Origin of the sequence: Nitrospirillum bahiense, from assembly GCF_007828025.1 — a bacterium.
Classification (GTDB): Bacteria; Pseudomonadota; Alphaproteobacteria; order Azospirillales; family Azospirillaceae; genus Nitrospirillum; species Nitrospirillum amazonense.
Genome location: NZ_VITO01000019.1, coordinates 36,353 through 52,325 on the forward strand (window position 1 = coordinate 36,353; position 15,973 = coordinate 52,325).

At 69.9% G+C, this 15,973-nt stretch carries 6 protein-coding genes; 3 read left to right on the forward strand and 3 right to left on the reverse strand.

Features of this window, described 5'->3' with window-relative positions:
* The first annotated feature begins 318 nt into the window (after positions 1-318).
* A complete protein-coding gene (locus FBZ88_RS31405; RefSeq protein ID WP_050898646.1) occupies positions 319-852 on the forward strand; it encodes a cold-shock protein in 534 nt (177 codons plus the stop codon).
* 91 nt (positions 853-943) lie between these two features.
* Here the strand turns inward: FBZ88_RS31405 and FBZ88_RS22920 are convergent, their stop codons facing one another.
* Positions 944-5,920, reverse strand: coding sequence for an alpha-2-macroglobulin family protein (locus FBZ88_RS22920; protein WP_145619416.1), 4,977 nt, complete (start codon positions 5,918-5,920; stop codon positions 944-946).
* A 355-nt stretch (positions 5,921-6,275) separates the two neighbouring features.
* Between FBZ88_RS22920 and FBZ88_RS22925 the strand changes: the two genes are divergently transcribed.
* A complete protein-coding gene (locus tag FBZ88_RS22925) occupies positions 6,276-6,920 on the forward strand; it encodes a DUF1345 domain-containing protein (protein WP_145619417.1) in 645 nt (214 codons plus the stop codon).
* A gap of 60 nt (positions 6,921-6,980) precedes the next feature.
* Here the strand turns inward: FBZ88_RS22925 and FBZ88_RS22930 are convergent, their stop codons facing one another.
* Together FBZ88_RS22930 and FBZ88_RS22935 are read right to left on the reverse strand one after the other, a co-directional pair.
* On the reverse strand, positions 6,981-10,106 hold the full coding sequence (locus FBZ88_RS22930) for an efflux RND transporter permease subunit (RefSeq protein ID WP_246138815.1): 3,126 nt from the start codon (positions 10,104-10,106) through the stop codon (positions 6,981-6,983).
* A 22-nt stretch (positions 10,107-10,128) separates the two neighbouring features.
* On the reverse strand, positions 10,129-11,376 hold the full coding sequence (locus tag FBZ88_RS22935) for an efflux RND transporter periplasmic adaptor subunit (protein ID WP_145619418.1): 1,248 nt from the start codon (positions 11,374-11,376) through the stop codon (positions 10,129-10,131).
* A 625-nt stretch (positions 11,377-12,001) separates the two neighbouring features.
* On the opposite strand from FBZ88_RS22935, the gene FBZ88_RS22940 reads away from it, so the two are divergent.
* Positions 12,002-15,934 (forward strand): Pls/PosA family non-ribosomal peptide synthetase, encoded by a 3,933-nt coding sequence (locus FBZ88_RS22940; RefSeq protein ID WP_145619419.1) that lies wholly within the window; start codon positions 12,002-12,004, stop codon positions 15,932-15,934.
* Positions 15,935-15,973 lie beyond the last annotated feature (39 nt).

A 15,973-nucleotide genomic window follows, 5' to 3' on the forward strand; every position in this document is an offset into this window, starting at 1 on the left:
GCGGGCCCGGCAACCGGCAACCCCAAGTTGCCGCCGGGGGTTGGGCACCGCCGTGAAACCAGCCCCGGCCGGGTGCCCAAGCCCTGTGGATGAAAGGAACGAAGCCCCTGCCGCAGCGCAACATTTCCCCACACATTACAGTAGCGGTCCCCAGGAGTTTATGTTTACCATTAAGACGGGTTAAGCTGCCGCATTGAAGAAAACCAGGGACAGTTCCGGACGCTCCGGACGCACCCGGAACGGCGGTTGTTGGGAGGTGAGATCATCGGGCCGGCGCCCGTTCGGGCGAACCCGGCGCAATCGGGAAGGTACTGCCTCGTGCCACGCTTCGGATCGTATGACGCCTTCAGCCAGGAGGAGGGTCTCCCGGCCAAGGCCCAGGTTAAATGGTTCAATACCTCGAAGGGATTCGGCTTCGTCGCCCTGGAGGATGGAACGCCTGACGCCTTCCTGCACATCTCGGTGATCAGCCGCGCCGGCCTGGCCGACATCACCGAGGGGACGGAACTGCTGTGCACCATCGGCGCGGGTCCCAAGGGCCCCCAGGTGCTGCGCATCGTGGAGGTGACGGGCACCGCGGCACCGCCGGAGCGTAGCGGCGGCCCCGCCCCCCGCACCCGCGACCGCGTGCCCACCGGGTCGGAGATCGAGATCGACGGCACCGTCAAATGGTTCAAGGCCGACAAGGGATTCGGCTTCGTCCTGGCCGACGACGGCGGCAAGGACGTCTTCGTGCACAAGAGCGTCCTGCGCCGCTGTGGCATGGACCACCTGGACGAAGGCCAGCGGGTGCAGATGCGCATCGCCGACGCGCCCAAGGGCCGTGAAGCGGTCTGGGTGGCCCTGGCCTGAGGCCCGTCCCTCCCCCGCCCCGAAAAGATCACAGCCCCGGAAGCCATCGCCTCCGGGGCTGTTTCTTTACCGCAATCGCCTATGGGCCCGGCTACGGCAGGATACTAATACTACCGGCGGTGCCGATGGCCTGGTGGTTGGGGGAGGTCCATTCCTCCACCTGCGACGGCGCCAGGGAGTAGGTGCCGGGCAGAACGGCCCGCACCAGGTAGACCAGGCGGAATTCGCGGCGGTCGCCGGCCAAGTCCACGGCGGCGACGTAGCGGTCCTCCCGCGCCTCCACATGGGTGGCGTCGCTGAGGTCGCCCACGGCGCCCGCCAGCTCAGGCGGCAGGCCGCCCCGGGCAATGCGCACCGTCTCGATGGCGAGGCCGGCGGCCACCGGGTCGCTGACCAGCACCTGGGTGGGCGCCGTGCCCTCCACCTTGCCGGACAACACCACGGCCAGCAGGTCGTTCTGGTGGACGCGCGCCAAGTCCACCGGGCGTCCCTTCAGGTCCAGCAGGCGTCGTTCAATGGTATAGCCCTGGCCGTTCCCGGCGGGGGCCGCCGCGGCCGAGGCTTCCGCCAGGGGAATGCCGGCAACGGCAACCGTGCGTTGTATCGGCGCCTGGCCACCATTGTGGACGGCCAGGGGGCGGCCGCCGATCTCCAGCCGGCGGACCAGCGGCCGGGTCTCGGCCGGCGCCTGGCCGGCCACGCCCAGCGTCATGGAACCGGAGCGCTGCATCAGCCCACGGCTGGCCACCAGCAGCCAGGCGCGTTCCTGGCTGCTGATCAGCGCCGGCTCACGCAGCAGACCCTGCACTTCCTTGGCCTGGGCGGTCACGCGGTCCAGCGGGGCGTTACCCTCCGCCAGCAGCGCCAGGCTGGCCGCCCGATCCCGCAGGTCGGAACCGAAGTCGCGCATGCCCGGCAGGGTGATGCGTAGGCCATCGACGCGATTGTAAGCGTCCTGGGCCTGGGGCAGACCCACGGCGGCCAGGGCGGCCGCGACATGGGCGCGGGCCAGGCGGGTGGGCAGCTTATCCCAGAACGTTTCGTAGAAATAACGGACCGGCGTGGCGTCCACCGCCTTGGCCTTGGCAACCACGGCCAGACCATAGGCGCGGGCCGGCAGGTCCGCCGGCTCCACCCAGCTGTTGCCGATGCTGCGCACCAGCCAGTCCAGGCCCTTGCGGTAGGGCGCGTCCGGCACGGCATGGCCGGCGTCGCGCGCCCGGGTCAGAAAGTCCATGACATAGGCGGACAGCCAGGGCTCCGCCGGGCCGTCGGCCGACCACAGGGCGAAACCGCCGTCGGCCCGTTCCAGGGTCAGCAGCTTGTCGATGGCGCGGTCGATGCGTTCCCGCAGGGTGGTGTCGGTGTAGAGCCCCAACGCCTTGCCGGCATCGCCTAGATAGAGCAACGGCAGGGCCCGGCTGGCGATCTGTTCCGACGAGCCGTAGGGGTTGCGATCCAGGGTCATCAACAGGCCCGGCACGTCCAGCTCCGGCAGGGGGCTGAGCGCCAGGCCCGACACCGCGGTTTCGGGGCGCAGACCCTGGGCCGACTCGGCCGAAACCTGGACGGTCGTGGCGGGGCGGATATCCACCGTCTGGTGCCGGGTGACCACGGGCAGGTTACCCCGCACCGGGACGGCGAACTCGCGGGTCAGCACCACGCCCTCCGGCCCCTTGACCGTCATCAGCAGGCGCCCGGAACCCACGGCCACCCCCTTCACCACGCGGTTCAGGGTGACCTTGCCGCCCTTGGCCAGGCCGTGGAAGACGACGACGATCTCGCGCGGTTCCGGCCGCACCACGTCCTTGCCCTTGCGCTTCTTGGCGCCCACGCCACGGTTGGCGGTATCGACGGGGAAGGACAGCGGGCCCTCGGCCTGCAGGGTGACGGTGTAGCTGCCGCGCGTGCCGCTGACATTGTTCAAGGTCAGGGCCAGGCGGGCCGTGTCGTCCGGCGCCAGGAAGCGGGGCAGCGCCATGTCGGCCTGCACCGGGTCGCGCACCGACAGCACCCGATCGGCGTGGCCCACCGCGCCGGCGGACCAGACGGTGGCCATCAGGCGCAGACGGCCCTGAAAGTCCGGCAGGGCCAGCGGCACCTGCACCTTGCCGTCATTGCCCACGGGCAGAATGCCGGAATAGAGCGCCACCACCGGGGCGCCGCGCGGCGGCACGGCGTCGGAGGTGGGGGCCGGCGCCGGCGGCGCGGCCCCGGCGGCACCATGGGGCGCCGTCAGGCGGCCATAGACGTCATGGATGTCCACGCCCAGCTGGCGCTGGCCGAAGAACCAGGCCTCCGGGTCGGGCGTCTTGTAGCCCGTGAGGTCCAGCACGCCCTGGTCGACGGCGGCCAGCACCAGGTGCACGCCCTGGCCCGCCGCCACGCCCGGTACCTGGATGGGAATATGCACGGTCTGGCGCGGCTTGGCCTCCGTGGGGCCGTCCACCTTGGGCGTCAGCGTATGGCCGGCCATGGCCACCGGCAGATAGTCCACACCGACGGCGCGGCGCGGCAGCGAGCGGCGGCCGGCCTCCACCGGGGCGAAGGCGTTGGCGATGACGTAGGCGCCGCCACCGATGTCGGCATCGACGGGGATTTCCACCAGGGCGCCCTCGGCCCCGATCTCACGGGTCAGGGTCTGGCGCACGGCGCGGTCGGCCAGGGTGATCAGCACGGTGCTGCGGTAGGGCGGGCGCACGAAGACGGCGGCCTTGCCTCCCGGCGCCAGCGGGCCACCGCCCACGGCACCCTTCACGGTCACCTCCACCGCGTCCGGCGTCTCACCCAACCGGGCGCTGACCCAGGAACCGGCGGCGAAGCGTACGCTGCCCGCCACGCCGGTGGCCGGATCATACACCTCCAGCCGGTAGCGGCCGGAGGACACGGGCACCTCGACACCCGCCGGCGCCTTGGCGCTGGCCGCCAGCGTGCCGCCCGTCACCTTCTGGTCGTGCACCTGGGGCTTGTAGTCCCAGCTGCCGTTGGCCTCGAACCAGACGTAATCCAGGCGTTCCTCATAGAGGTCGTAAGACAGCTGGCCCTTGTCCAAGGGCTTGCCGTCCGGCGACACGGCGATGACGTCGAAGGCGGCGGTCGCCCCCTCCGGCACGGCGTCGTCGTTGAAACGGGGACGGATGCCGATGGTGTAGGGGTGGCGTTCCACCGGCACCACCAGGTCGTGACCCGTGGTGCCGCCGCCCACGTCGAACAGGGCCGCGTGCACCACAGCCTCCAGCGGGCGGGAGCCGTCCAGCTTGCCCTTCAGCGACACGGCCACGCTGGCCACGCCATTGGCATCGGTGGCGAAGCCGGGCAGCGTCTCCTGCCGCGGGACCGCATCCTCCTGCGCCAGGCCGTAGCGATAGCCCTGGAATTGCGGGCCTTTGAGCTCGGGGAAGGGATCCGCCGCCGGACGCAGGGTCACCGACAGGGTGCCGGCCAGGTTGGCCGCCGGGGCGCCGCTGGGCGTACGGCCGGTGATGTCCAGCGTCAGCGCACCGTCCGGCCCCACACGGGACTGGTCGGCGGTCAGGTCCAGGTTCACGCGCGGCGGCACGAAGTCGGCCACCTGGAAGCGCAAGGTGCCCACGGCCGGGCCGTCGGGATCGGCGTGGGCGGTCACGGTCCAGGTGCCGGTGGCGGCGTTGCCCGGCAGGTCCACGGTGGCGGCGTAACCACCCGTGCCCCGGTCGGCCAGGGTGAAGCGCTCGATCTCCAGCCCGTCGGGCCGCTGCACCTTCAGGGTCAGCGGACGGCCCGCCACCGCCAGGCCGGCGGCATCACGCAGCAGGGTGGTGACGTGCACCACCTCGCCCGGGCGGTAGATGCCGCGCTCGGCGAAGACGTAGGCGTCCAGCGCCCCGGGGGAGGGCCGGCCGGCGGCACCGCGCGCAGCCAAGTCCAGGCCGGGCGCCGACAGGTCCAGGAAGCTGAAGTCGCCGTCCTTGGTGCTGGCGAACAGGGCCTGACCCTTGGCCGCACCGGATGCCGGGTCGAAGCGGGCGGCGCCGTCGGCGCCGGTCAGCACCTTGCCCAGTTCCTTGTTGTCGCGGGCGGCCACGCGCACCTCCACCCCCGCCAGCGGTGTCGCCGTGCGCAGGGAATGGACGTAGACCAGCAGGCCGTTGCTGCCCGACAGGGTGGTCAGGCCCAGGTCGGAGACGATGAACCACTGGGTGGCGCGGCCTTCCCAGCCGGCGGTCTTGGCGCCGGCATCCTCGGCCACCGCCACGTAGACGCCCGGCTTCAACTGGCCCAGGACGGCATCGATGGGGAAAGGCGTCACCTGCGCCTGGTTGCGCTTGGCACCCACGGCCATCTCACCGCGCCACACCAGCTCCCCGTTCTTTTCCACCAGGGAGCCGACGTCCAGGTCATTCAGCGTCTGGTTCAGGCGGCCGTAATAAATCTGCTCCACCAAGGAACGGTCCTTGATGTGCAGCACCTGCAGGCGGGCACGATCCACGTTGATGGTACGCAGGGGCAGGCCATCGCGGCCGATGCGCGGCAGGATGTAGCCGCCGCTGCGGAAGGACAGCACCGGCCGGCGATTCAGCACCTCGATCTCACGCGACTGCGGGGCGGACAGGGTCTCGGCCCCGCCAGCGGCGGGCAGGCCGGCCTTCAGGGTCACGGTGTAGTGGTGGCCATGCTCCAGCTTCTGGACGCATAGGGTGCGATCGCGCACCACCACCGGCTTCTGTATGGGCGTGCCGGGCTCGGCCGCGGCGGCAGACTGAGTCTTGGCCAGGATCTCGACCTTGCCGGCGTAGGGGTCCTGCAGGCCGGCGCGCGCCTTGGCCAGGGGCCGGTTGAAGGTGAAGCAGGCCTCGGGATCGTCCCGCTCGGCGTTCACCTCCAGCCCGGTCAGGCCGAAGGGGCCCGTATCGGCCGGCGCCTGAGTCGCCCCAGCGGGGGGCGTACCAGGGGGCGTGCCAAGGCCGGGCTTCGCCGGCTGGGCCGGGGCGGTCGGCGGGGGCGCCGGCGCGCGCTCTTGGGGGGAAGCTGTGGCGGCGGCGGGCAGGAAGACAGCCAAAGCGAGGGCCGCGGCGAAGCTACGCACCATGGGCAGCGGGGCCTCCACCCCGATAGATAATAACGGCAAGAAACCAGGAGGACCGGGGCCCGTATAGATGGGCGTCCGGCCAGTCAGGGCGCCAGAGGACGATGTTTTGGACGGTATTGCAACAGGCGCGTTGTCGGTACGGCCCGCCATTCGACCTTGCCCCGATAGGCCAAAGGCCATAGCGAGCGGTGAAACGGGGCGAAACGGCGATAGGGCACCCCCATACCGCCTTTCACCCCCGGCTTATTCCCTCGGTCGAAACGCCGGGCCGGCCTTTCCTCTTGTCCTCTTGCCCGGCGCGGGCCGGCGGCTTAACGCTGGACTTCCCTTCCCCAGATCGCCGGGGCCGTCGTCCATGGCCGTTTTCAATCCGCTGCAGCCCTTCCGCCACCACCCCAGCCTATACATCGGCCTGGCGTTCAGCGTCGCCGTCGGCCTGGCCGCGTCGCGCGCGACGGCGCCCGTCAGCGCCGTGCTGATCGGCTGGTGCGCCGGCATCATCCTCTATATCGCCCTGGTGCTGATCCATTTCGGCCGCGCCAACCTGGACAGCATCCGCGCCCGCGCGCGGGAGCTGGAATCGGGCAAGTGGGTGATCCTGCTGGTCACCAGCACGGCGGCGCTGGCGTCCCTGGCCGCCATCGTCATGGAGGTGGCGGACGCCAAGGGCACGGCCCATGTGGCCGGCAGCGCCGCCCTGGGCGCCACCACCGTCTTCTGCTCGTGGAGCTTCGTCCACGTCATCTTCGCCCAGCACTACGCCCATTCCTATTGGCTGGAGGGCAAGGGCATCGACTTCCCCGGCTGCAAGCAGCCCGATTATTGGGAATTCCTGTACTTCGCCTTCACCATCGGCATGACGGCGCAGGTGTCGGACGTGACGACGCAAGGGCCGGCCATCCGCCGCTCCGTGCTGGCCCACAGCCTGCTGTCCTTCATCTTCAACACCGCCATCCTGGCCCTGGGCATCAACCTGGGGGCGGGCCTGCTGGGCAACTGACCAAAAGCAAGCGGGCGGACCCCCAAAGACCCGCCCGCATACCGCTTGACCGTCCGGCGCTTACTCGGCGCTCTTCACCACCGGATGCAGGGGGACGGCCTGGGCGGGCCCTTCCTTCGGGGTGATGAAGCGGCCGAACTTGGGCGTCAGCCACTTGTTGACATCATCCACGATGGTGAACACCGCCGGCACGAACACCAGGGACAACAGGGTCGAGGTGATCAGCCCGCCGATCACGGCCGTCGCCATCGGCTGCTGGAAGGAGCTGTCGTTGCCCACGCCGATGGCGATGGGAACCATGCCCGCCACCATGGCGATGGTGGTCATGATGATGGGGCGGGCACGCTTGGCGCCGGCGTCCAGCAGGGCCTCGCGCCGGCTCATGCCCCGGTCGCGCATCGAGACGATGGCGTATTCCACCAGCAGGATGGAGTTCTTCGTCACGATGCCCATCAGCATCAGGATGCCGATGAGGGCCGGCAGGGACAGCGACATGTGGCCGATCAGCAGGGCCGCGAAGGCGCCGCCGAAGCTGAGCGGCAGGGCGGTCATGATGGTCAGCGGCTGGAAGAAGTTGCGGAACAGCAGGACCAGCACCGCCAGGATCAGCAGGAAGGCGGTGGCCAGCGCGATGGCGAAGCCGATCATCATGTTCTGCATCTCCTGCGTCTGCCCATAGGCGGGCTTGGAGATGCCGGGCGGCATGTGGGCCATGGAGGGAAGCTCATTGATCTTCTTCATGGCCTCGCCCACCTCGATGCCGCGCAGGTCGGCCTCGACCGCGATCTTGCGGGCCCGGTCGAAGCGTTCGATCTCCACGGCACCGGCGCCCATGCCGATGCTGGCGACGGCGCGCAGCGGCAGCAGGTCACCGGCGGAGGTGCGGACGCGCAGGTTCTCCACCACGTCCATGTCGGCGCGGTACTTGGGATCGATCTGCACCCGGATGGGGACCTGACGATCCCCCAGGTTGAACTTGGCCACGCTGGTGTCCAGGTCGCCCAGGGTGGCGATCTTTGCCACCTGGCCGATGGCGGCCACGGACACCCCCTGCTCCGCCGCGCGGTCGAAGAAGGGACGGATCTGGATTTCAGGACGCAGCAGGGCCGCGGTGGAGGTGACGTTGGCCAGGAAGGGCTGCTGCCGCATCTCGTCCAGCACCTGGTTGGAGAAGCGTTCCAACGCCGGGCCGTCGTTGCTGGTCAGCAGGACGCTGATGTCCTTGGCGCCCCAGCCGATGGACGAGTTGAAGCCAATGTGGGCGCCCGGCACGCGGTTCAGTTCCGGCGTCACGGCTGCCTCGAAGTCCTGCTTGCTCATGCGCTCGGACTTGGGCTTCAGGATGGCGGTGACGGCACCGTTGCGCAGCTGGTTGTTGCGGCCGGCACGGGTCCAGACGTGCAGCACCTCGGGCCGCTTGGCCAGGATGTTGCCCACCATCTGGGTGGTGGCGTCCGTCTCGGCCAGGGTGGCGCCCGGGGGCAGGATGACCTGCACCGTGGACAGGCCGTTGTCGCTGGGCGGCACGAAGCCGGAGGGCAGCATGGCGGCCATGAACAGCGACACCGCGAAGATGCCGATGCCAGCCAGCACGGTCAGCCAGCGGTGGTTCATGCTCCACCCCAGCAGCCGGCTGTACTGCCGCATCCACCGGCCGCCCTCGTTATGATGGTCGGGCTGCGCCGGCTTCAGCATGTAGGCGGCCATCAATGGCGTGATCAGACGGGCCACCAGCAGCGAGAACAGCACGGCCACGGCCACGGTCACGCCGAAGGACTTGAAGTACTGGCCGACGATGCCGGACATGAAGGACACGGGCAGGAACACGACGACGATGGTCATGGTGGTGGCGACCACCGCCAGGCCGATCTCGTCCGCCGCCTCCAACGCCGCCTGGAAGGGGCGTTTGCCCATGCGGATGTGTCGGACGATGTTCTCGATCTCCACGATCGCATCATCGACCAGGATGCCGACCACCAGCGACAGGGCCAGCAGGGTGATGCCGTTCAGCGAGAACCCGAACCACTTCATGGCCAGGAAGGTCGGGATCGTCGATAGCGGCATGGCCACGGCCGAGATGAAGGTGGCGCGGCCGTCACGCAGGAACCACCACACCACCAGCACCGCCAGGAAGGAGCCCAGGACCAGGGCCTCCACCGAACCGGCGAAGCTCTGCTTGGTGTACTTGACGTTGTCGAAGATCAGGTTGAAGTGGACGTCGGGATACTGCTTGCTGAGCCGGTCGATTTCCTCGTCCACGCCCTTGGCGATGGTCACTTCCGAGGAATGGGGGGCGCGGCGGATGCTGAAGCCCACCGTGGGCTGGCCATCGTAACGGGAGATATAGCGCATCTCCGACGTGCCGTCGGTCACGGTGCCCAGGTCGCTCAGGCGGACCTTGGCGGCGGAACCGGCGAAGGTCCCGAAGTAGACCGGAATGGTGATCTCGGTGTTGGCCAGATCCTCCACCGTCCGGGCGGAGCCCAGGGTGCGGATGGACTGTTCCTTGGTGCCGACGGCACCGCGACCACCCGGCAGGTCGACGTTCAGCGCCCGCAGCTGGGAATTGACCTCGTCCGCCGTGATGCCCCGCGCCATCAGGCGGTTGGGATCCAGGTTGATGCGGATTTCGCGGTCCAGGCCGCCGAATCGGTCCGTCGCGCCCACGCCGGAGACATGGGTGATGGCGCGGCTGATGTCATTGTCGATCAGCCATGACAGCTCTTCCACCGACCGGGTGTCGGAGGAGACGGCGTAGGTCAGGATTTCGTCGCCCGTGACGTCCTGGCGTTCCACCTGCGGCTCATAGATGTCGGACGGCAGGTTGGCGCGGATGCGGGCCACGGCGTTGCGCACGTCGTTCACGGCGCGATCGGTGTCATAGCCGATCTTGAATTCCAGCACCGTGTTGGACAGGCCGTCGGTGATGTCGGACGACACGTGGTCCAGGCCCACGATGTTGGACACCGCATCCTCGACCAGCTTGGTCACCTGGACTTCCATTTCCGACGGCGCGGCACCCGGACGGCTGACCGTCACGGTGACCACGGGGAAATCGAGATCCGGGCTGCCGGTCACGTCCAGACTGAAATAGGCGACGATGCCGGCGATGATCAGGACGATGAACAGGACGATGGGCGGGATGGGATGGCGGATGGCGACCGCGGAGATATTGCCGCTGCTCATGATGGGGCCCCCTTTTCCCGGTTTACTGCTGTACCGGCAGCGGCTTGACCGCGCCTTCCACAGCCTTGTCGACCACGGTGACCACGTCGCCGTCCTTGAGGTAGCCGGCCCCCGACAGCACCACCTTCTCGCCCGCCTTCACGCCGGACACGATGGCGATGTTGCCGTCCTGCCGGGCGCCGGTGGTGACGCTGCGGGCGGTGACCTTGTTTTCCTGGTCCACCACGAACACGACCGGCCGCACCTCGCGGTAGACGATGGCGGCTTCCGGCACCACCAGGCCGTCGGCCTGGCCCACGGCCACGCGGCCGGTGACGAACATGCCGGGGCGCAGGTCGGGATTGCGCTCCAGATCGATGCGCAGGCGGCCCAGGCGGGTCTTGTTGTCCACCGTCGGCTCCACCACGCGGATGGTGCCGGTGTAGTGGTGGGCCATGTTGTCGCCGTCGACGGTGACGTTCACCGTCTGGCCGGCCTTGGCCACCATCATGTCGTTCTCGGGCACCTCGGCCACCAGCTCCACGCGGTTCTCGCGGATCATGCGGAACAGTTCGGTCCCGCCGGCGGACAGCACGGCGCCGATGCGGGCGGTGCGGGCGGTGATGGTGCCGTCGGCGGGTGCGCGCACCTCGGACTGCTTCAGCCGGGCGATCGACAGGTCGCGGTTGGCTTCGGCCACGCCGACGCGGGCGCGCATGCTGACGGCCAGGGCCCGGCGGTTGTCCAGGTCACGCGCGCTCATGGCGCCGGTGCGCACCAGGTCCTGGGCGCGGGCGTAGTTGGCGTCGGCCTCGACCACGTTGCCCTTGGCCTCGGTCAGCAACGCCTCCTTCTCGGCCAGGTCGGCGCGCAGCACGCTGTCGTTGAAGCGGGCCAGCAGCTGGCCCTTCTTCACGGTGTCGCCGATGTCGACCAGGACCTCGGCCAAGGCCAGGCCCGACGTTTCCGTGCCGATCGGCAGGTCATCGAAGGCGGCCAGCGAACCGGTGACCAGCAGGGTGCGGGTGACGGGGGCCACGACGACCGGCGCAACCGTCACCGGCAGGGCGGACACCTTGGCGGGGGCGGCGGCCGGGGCCGCCGGCTTGGCGCCCGAGCGCATGAGGACGGCGGCGGCGATGGCGCCCAAGACGACGACACCCCCGGCCAGCAACCACCAGCGGTAGCGCTTGAGCCCCGACCGGCCCCGCAGGCGGCCAGGGGCCCCCGCCGGTGCATAAGCGCCCAGGTCGGTCCGGTCGGCCGGAAGTTCAGCGGAATGGATGGTCATCGTCTTTAGCCTTTTGTCCAGCCGGCACCCAAACCGCTGCCGCGTTGGGATGTCGGGATTGGCGGTGGCACGGACGATGGAAGCAAGGGCTCGTGCGGGCACGGACCAGCGCTTTTGGGGAAACCCAAAAGGGGCGTGCCTGCCAGCGAACCCACGGCCCCCGCGACCGTGGTGGCGGACAACGCCTGATTTACAGCGGAAGATCTGACCAAAAGCCTAATCTCCGCAGGTCCGCCTGTTTCGAGGCTGAACCTACAGAGGGTTGTGTTACGGGAAAAGCCGCTCTTTGTATCGTTTTGTAACGGAGCTTTACGCGCCCTTCCGAAGGGCCCCGGCCGCTACCTCCAGGGAAGTAGGCTTTCCCCCTCGCCCCCCTTTATTTTGTATGCGACCCTGGGTCCAGAGGCCAACCGCTTGACATGGGGGGTCGATCGGCCATCTACAACGGGTGTGTATCGGATAGGCTCAGACCCGTACCGAGGCCTCCCGCGTTCCAACGAATTCGGGGTGCCCATCCCTACGTAGGGGATGAAAACGGTCATGGGAATGTGGACCTTTACCGGCGTATACCGGGTTCCCCCAGGCGGGCGGCTTCTCGCCCCCGGGGCTCAGGGGTGGGACGTTGATGCTCAGCGGTTCGTTGATCGCCGAACGGATGGAGGCGGAGGGGCCCGGCCAGCAGCCGGGCAGCCCGCATCACGGCCTGGCCGGCGCCCAGACGCTGGCGGCGCTGTTCCTGGCGCGCGTCGCCGCCACGCCGGGCCTGCCGGCGGTGGAAACCGGCGATGGCTTCATGCTGACCTGGGGCGACATGGGCGAACGGGCCCGCCGTGTGGCCGCCACCCTGGCCGCCCGGGGCGTGGGCCCCGGCGCCCGAATCATGCTGCGCGGCCGTGGCACTGCGGAATTATACGCCTGCCTGTTCGGCATCCTGTTGCGCCGCGCCGCCTATATTCCCATCGACGCCAGCTGGCCCGCCGCCCGGGTGGCCAGCATCGCGGAACAATCCGATAGTGTGCTGATGGTCGACGCCGCCGGCGACTTCGCCGTGCCCGGCGTCGCCTCGGTGGCGCCGGAAGACCTGATCGGCACCGCCCTGCTGGACGACCCCATCGTCTCGGCCCATGGCTTGCCGGACGCGGTGTTGCCGGCCACGCCGGCCGACACCTGCTATCTCATCTTCACCTCCGGCACGACCGGCCTGCCCAAGGGTGTCGTGCTGTCGCACGGCGCCGTCATGACCTATGTGCGCGGCGCCTCGCAAGTCTACCAGCTGGCCGAGACGGACCGGGTGTGGCAGGGCTTCTCGCTGGCCTTCGACGCTTCGGTCGAGGAGGTGTGGCTGGCCGTGGCCGCGGGCGCCTGCCTGCTGCCAGCCTCCGGCCTGGTGATGCGCGACCCGCAGCTGTTGGCCAGCGAGTTGCGCTGCCGTCGCGCCACCTTCTTCTCCACCGTCCCCACCCTGTTGGGCCTGATCGACGAGGATCTGCCCGATGTCCGCCTGCTGGTGGTGGGGGGCGAGACCTGTTCCGCCGCCCTGGTCGACCGTTGGGCGCCGGGCCGGCGCATGCTGAACACCTACGGGCCCACCGAGGCCTCGGTGGTGGCGACGGCCGACGAGGCCCGGGCCGGCCAGCCGGTAACCATCGGCCGGGGACTGCCGGGCTACCGCGTGCTGGTGCTGGGGCCGGACGGGCTGCCGGTGCCGGTGGGCGAAACGGGGGAAATCCACATTGGCGGCCCCGCCCTGGCCGACGGCTACCTGAACCGGCCGGAGGAAACGGCCAAGCGCTTCAAGGTGGACGCCGCCGGACAGCGGCTCTACGCCACCGGCGACCTGGGCCGCCCCCTGATCGACGGCCGCGTCGACTTCCTGGGCCGGGTGGACAACCAGGTGAAGCTGCGCGGCTTCCGCATCGAGCTGGGCGAGATCGAGGCCATCGCCGCCGGCTGCCCCGGCGTGCAGCTGGCGGCCGCCGCCGTGCGCCCGGTGGCCGGCGTCGACAGCATCGTCATCTGGTACGTCGGCACGGCCGACCGCAACACCATCGCCGCCCACGTCGCCGCCTCCGTCCCCGCCTACATGCGCCCCAGCTTCCTGGTGAAGGTGCCGGCCATGACCCGCACCGTGGGCGGCAAGATCGACCGGCGCGAGCTACCGGAACCTACGCCCCGCGACGTGCCGGAGGACATTGGCGATCCGCCTCAGGGCGAGGCGGAGGAAGAGGTGGCCGACGCCTTCGCCCAGGCGCTGGGCCGGCCCATCCGCGCCCGCGACGCCGACTTCTTCATGGATTTGGGCGGCCATTCGCTGGCCGCCGCCTCGGCCATCTCCCGCCTGCGCCAGCGCTACCCCGGCGCCACCGTTCGCGCCCTGTACCTGAACCCCACCGTGCGGAGCCTGGCCCAGGTCCTGGCGGCGCCGCCGACGCCCAAGGTCACCAGCGAGACACGTCGCGCCAGCACCCGCCGCCACCTGGCCTTCGGCCTGGCCCAGGCGTTGACCCTGCCCCTGGTGACGGCGCTGGGCGGCCTGCCCATGCTGGTCATGCTGGGTGTGCTGGTCCACCACGGCATGACCGGGCGGCTGAGTCCGCTGTCCTTCGTCATCATGGCCGGGCTGTCCATCGCCGCCCTGCCGGTATCCTTCGCCCTGTCCATCGCCGCCAAATGGCTGTTGCTGGGCCGCGTGCGCCCGGGACGCCACCGCCTGTGGGGCCTGTGGCACTGGCGCTGGTGGACGGTCAGCCATATCGAAGCCGCCCTGCCCATGTCCTGGATCGCCGGCACGCCGCTGATGCGGCTATACGCCCGCGCCATGGGCGGGCGTATCGGCCATGGCAGCTTCCTGGGATGCCACGGCGGCATGCTGTGGGATCTGATCACCATCGGCGATCACGCCACGGTGGGCGAGGACACGCTGCTGCTGACCCACCATGTGCGCGCCGGCCATATCGAGATCGGCACCGTGGCCATCGGCTCGAACGCCACCGTGGGCGCCGCGTCCATCGTCGGCCTGGGCAGCGCGCTGGAGGCCGGGGCCGGCCTGGATGCTCGCAGTTGCCTGATCGACGGGGCCGTGGTGCCGGCGGACGCCGTGTGGGCGGGCTCCCCCGCCGGGCCGTCGTCGCGGCCGGACTGGATGGTGGGCCGGGCGGACGGGCCCTTGCGCCCCCGCGCCGGCCGCTACCTGCTGGGCTTGGCCGGGCTCAGCCTGGTGCGCTTCCTGACCCTGCTGCCCCTGGCCGTCGCCTTCGCCCTGGTACTGGGCACCGAGCTGCCCATCGCCCGCATGGGGCCGCTGCTGGTGCTGGCCGGTGTGGTCGGCGGGGCGGTGTGCATGCCCTGGACCGCCCTGGTGCTGCTGGGCGCCCGCCGCTTGGTTCCGCCTGTCGTGGGGCGCGCCAGCGTACGCCTGGACAGCATGGTGGAATGCCACCGCTGGTTCGCCGACCGCGTGCACCGCATGGCGGTGGAGCAGCTGTATACCGTCTACGGCAGCCTGTTTTCCGCCACCTGGCTGCGCCTGCTGGGCGCCAAGATCGGTCATGCCTGCGAGGTGTCGACCGTCGCCCACGTGGTGCCGGAACAGCTGGAGGTGGGCGACCGCGCCTTCCTGGCCGACGCGTCGCTGGTGGGCAGCCCCGCCATCCACGGCGGCCTAGTGCGCTTCGCGCCCACCCGGGTGGGCCATGACACCTTCGTTGGCAACTCCGCCTTCCTGCCGGCCGGCGCCGATCTGCCGGACAATTGCCTGGTGGGCGTGCTGTCCACCGCCCCCTCGGACGCCGACCGCCAGACGGACTGGCTGGGCCTGCCGCCGGTTCGCCTGCCTCGGCGCCAGAAGGTGGAGGGCATTTCGGAGGCCTACACCGTCGCCCCCACGTCGCGCCTGATCGCCACCCGCGCCGTCATCGAGGCGCTGCGCATCCTGGTGCAGGGCGCCATCACCGGTACCGCCACCGTGGGCGCCCTGTGGCTGGCGGCCCATGCCCTGGCCGTCTCCAGCCTGTGGCTGGCCCTGCTATGGCTGGGCCTGGGCCCGCTGGTCATCTGCGTCAGCGCCGCCCTGCTGCTGGCCTGCGTGAAATGGGGGGTGATCGGCCGCTTCCGCCCCGGCATCCACCCGCTGTGGAGCACGGCCGTCTGGCGCATCGAGTTCGTTACCTCGCTGTACGACGCCCTCGCGGGCTGGGTCCTGGGCCCCTTCCTGGGCACGCCTTTCCTGCCGCTGTACATGCGCCTATTGGGCGCGACGGTGGGCCGCCGCGTCTATCTGGAAACGGCCTACCTGTGCGAGTTGGACATGATCCACATTGGCGACGATGCCGCCATGGGCCCGGGCGTCACCCTGCAGACCCACCTGTTCGAGGACCGGGTCATGAAGCTGGGCCCGGTGACCATCCAGGCCGGCGCCCACGTCGGCGCCGGGTCCGTGGTGCTGTACGATTCCGTGCTGGGGCGGGGTTCCGAGCTGGGCCCCCTGTCCCTGGCCATGAAGGGCGAACACCTGCCGGCCGGCAGCCGGTTCATCGGCTGCCCGGCGCAGCCTGTTTGAGGTCCTCTGATGACACAAAAAAGGGCGTCCTGCCTGAGG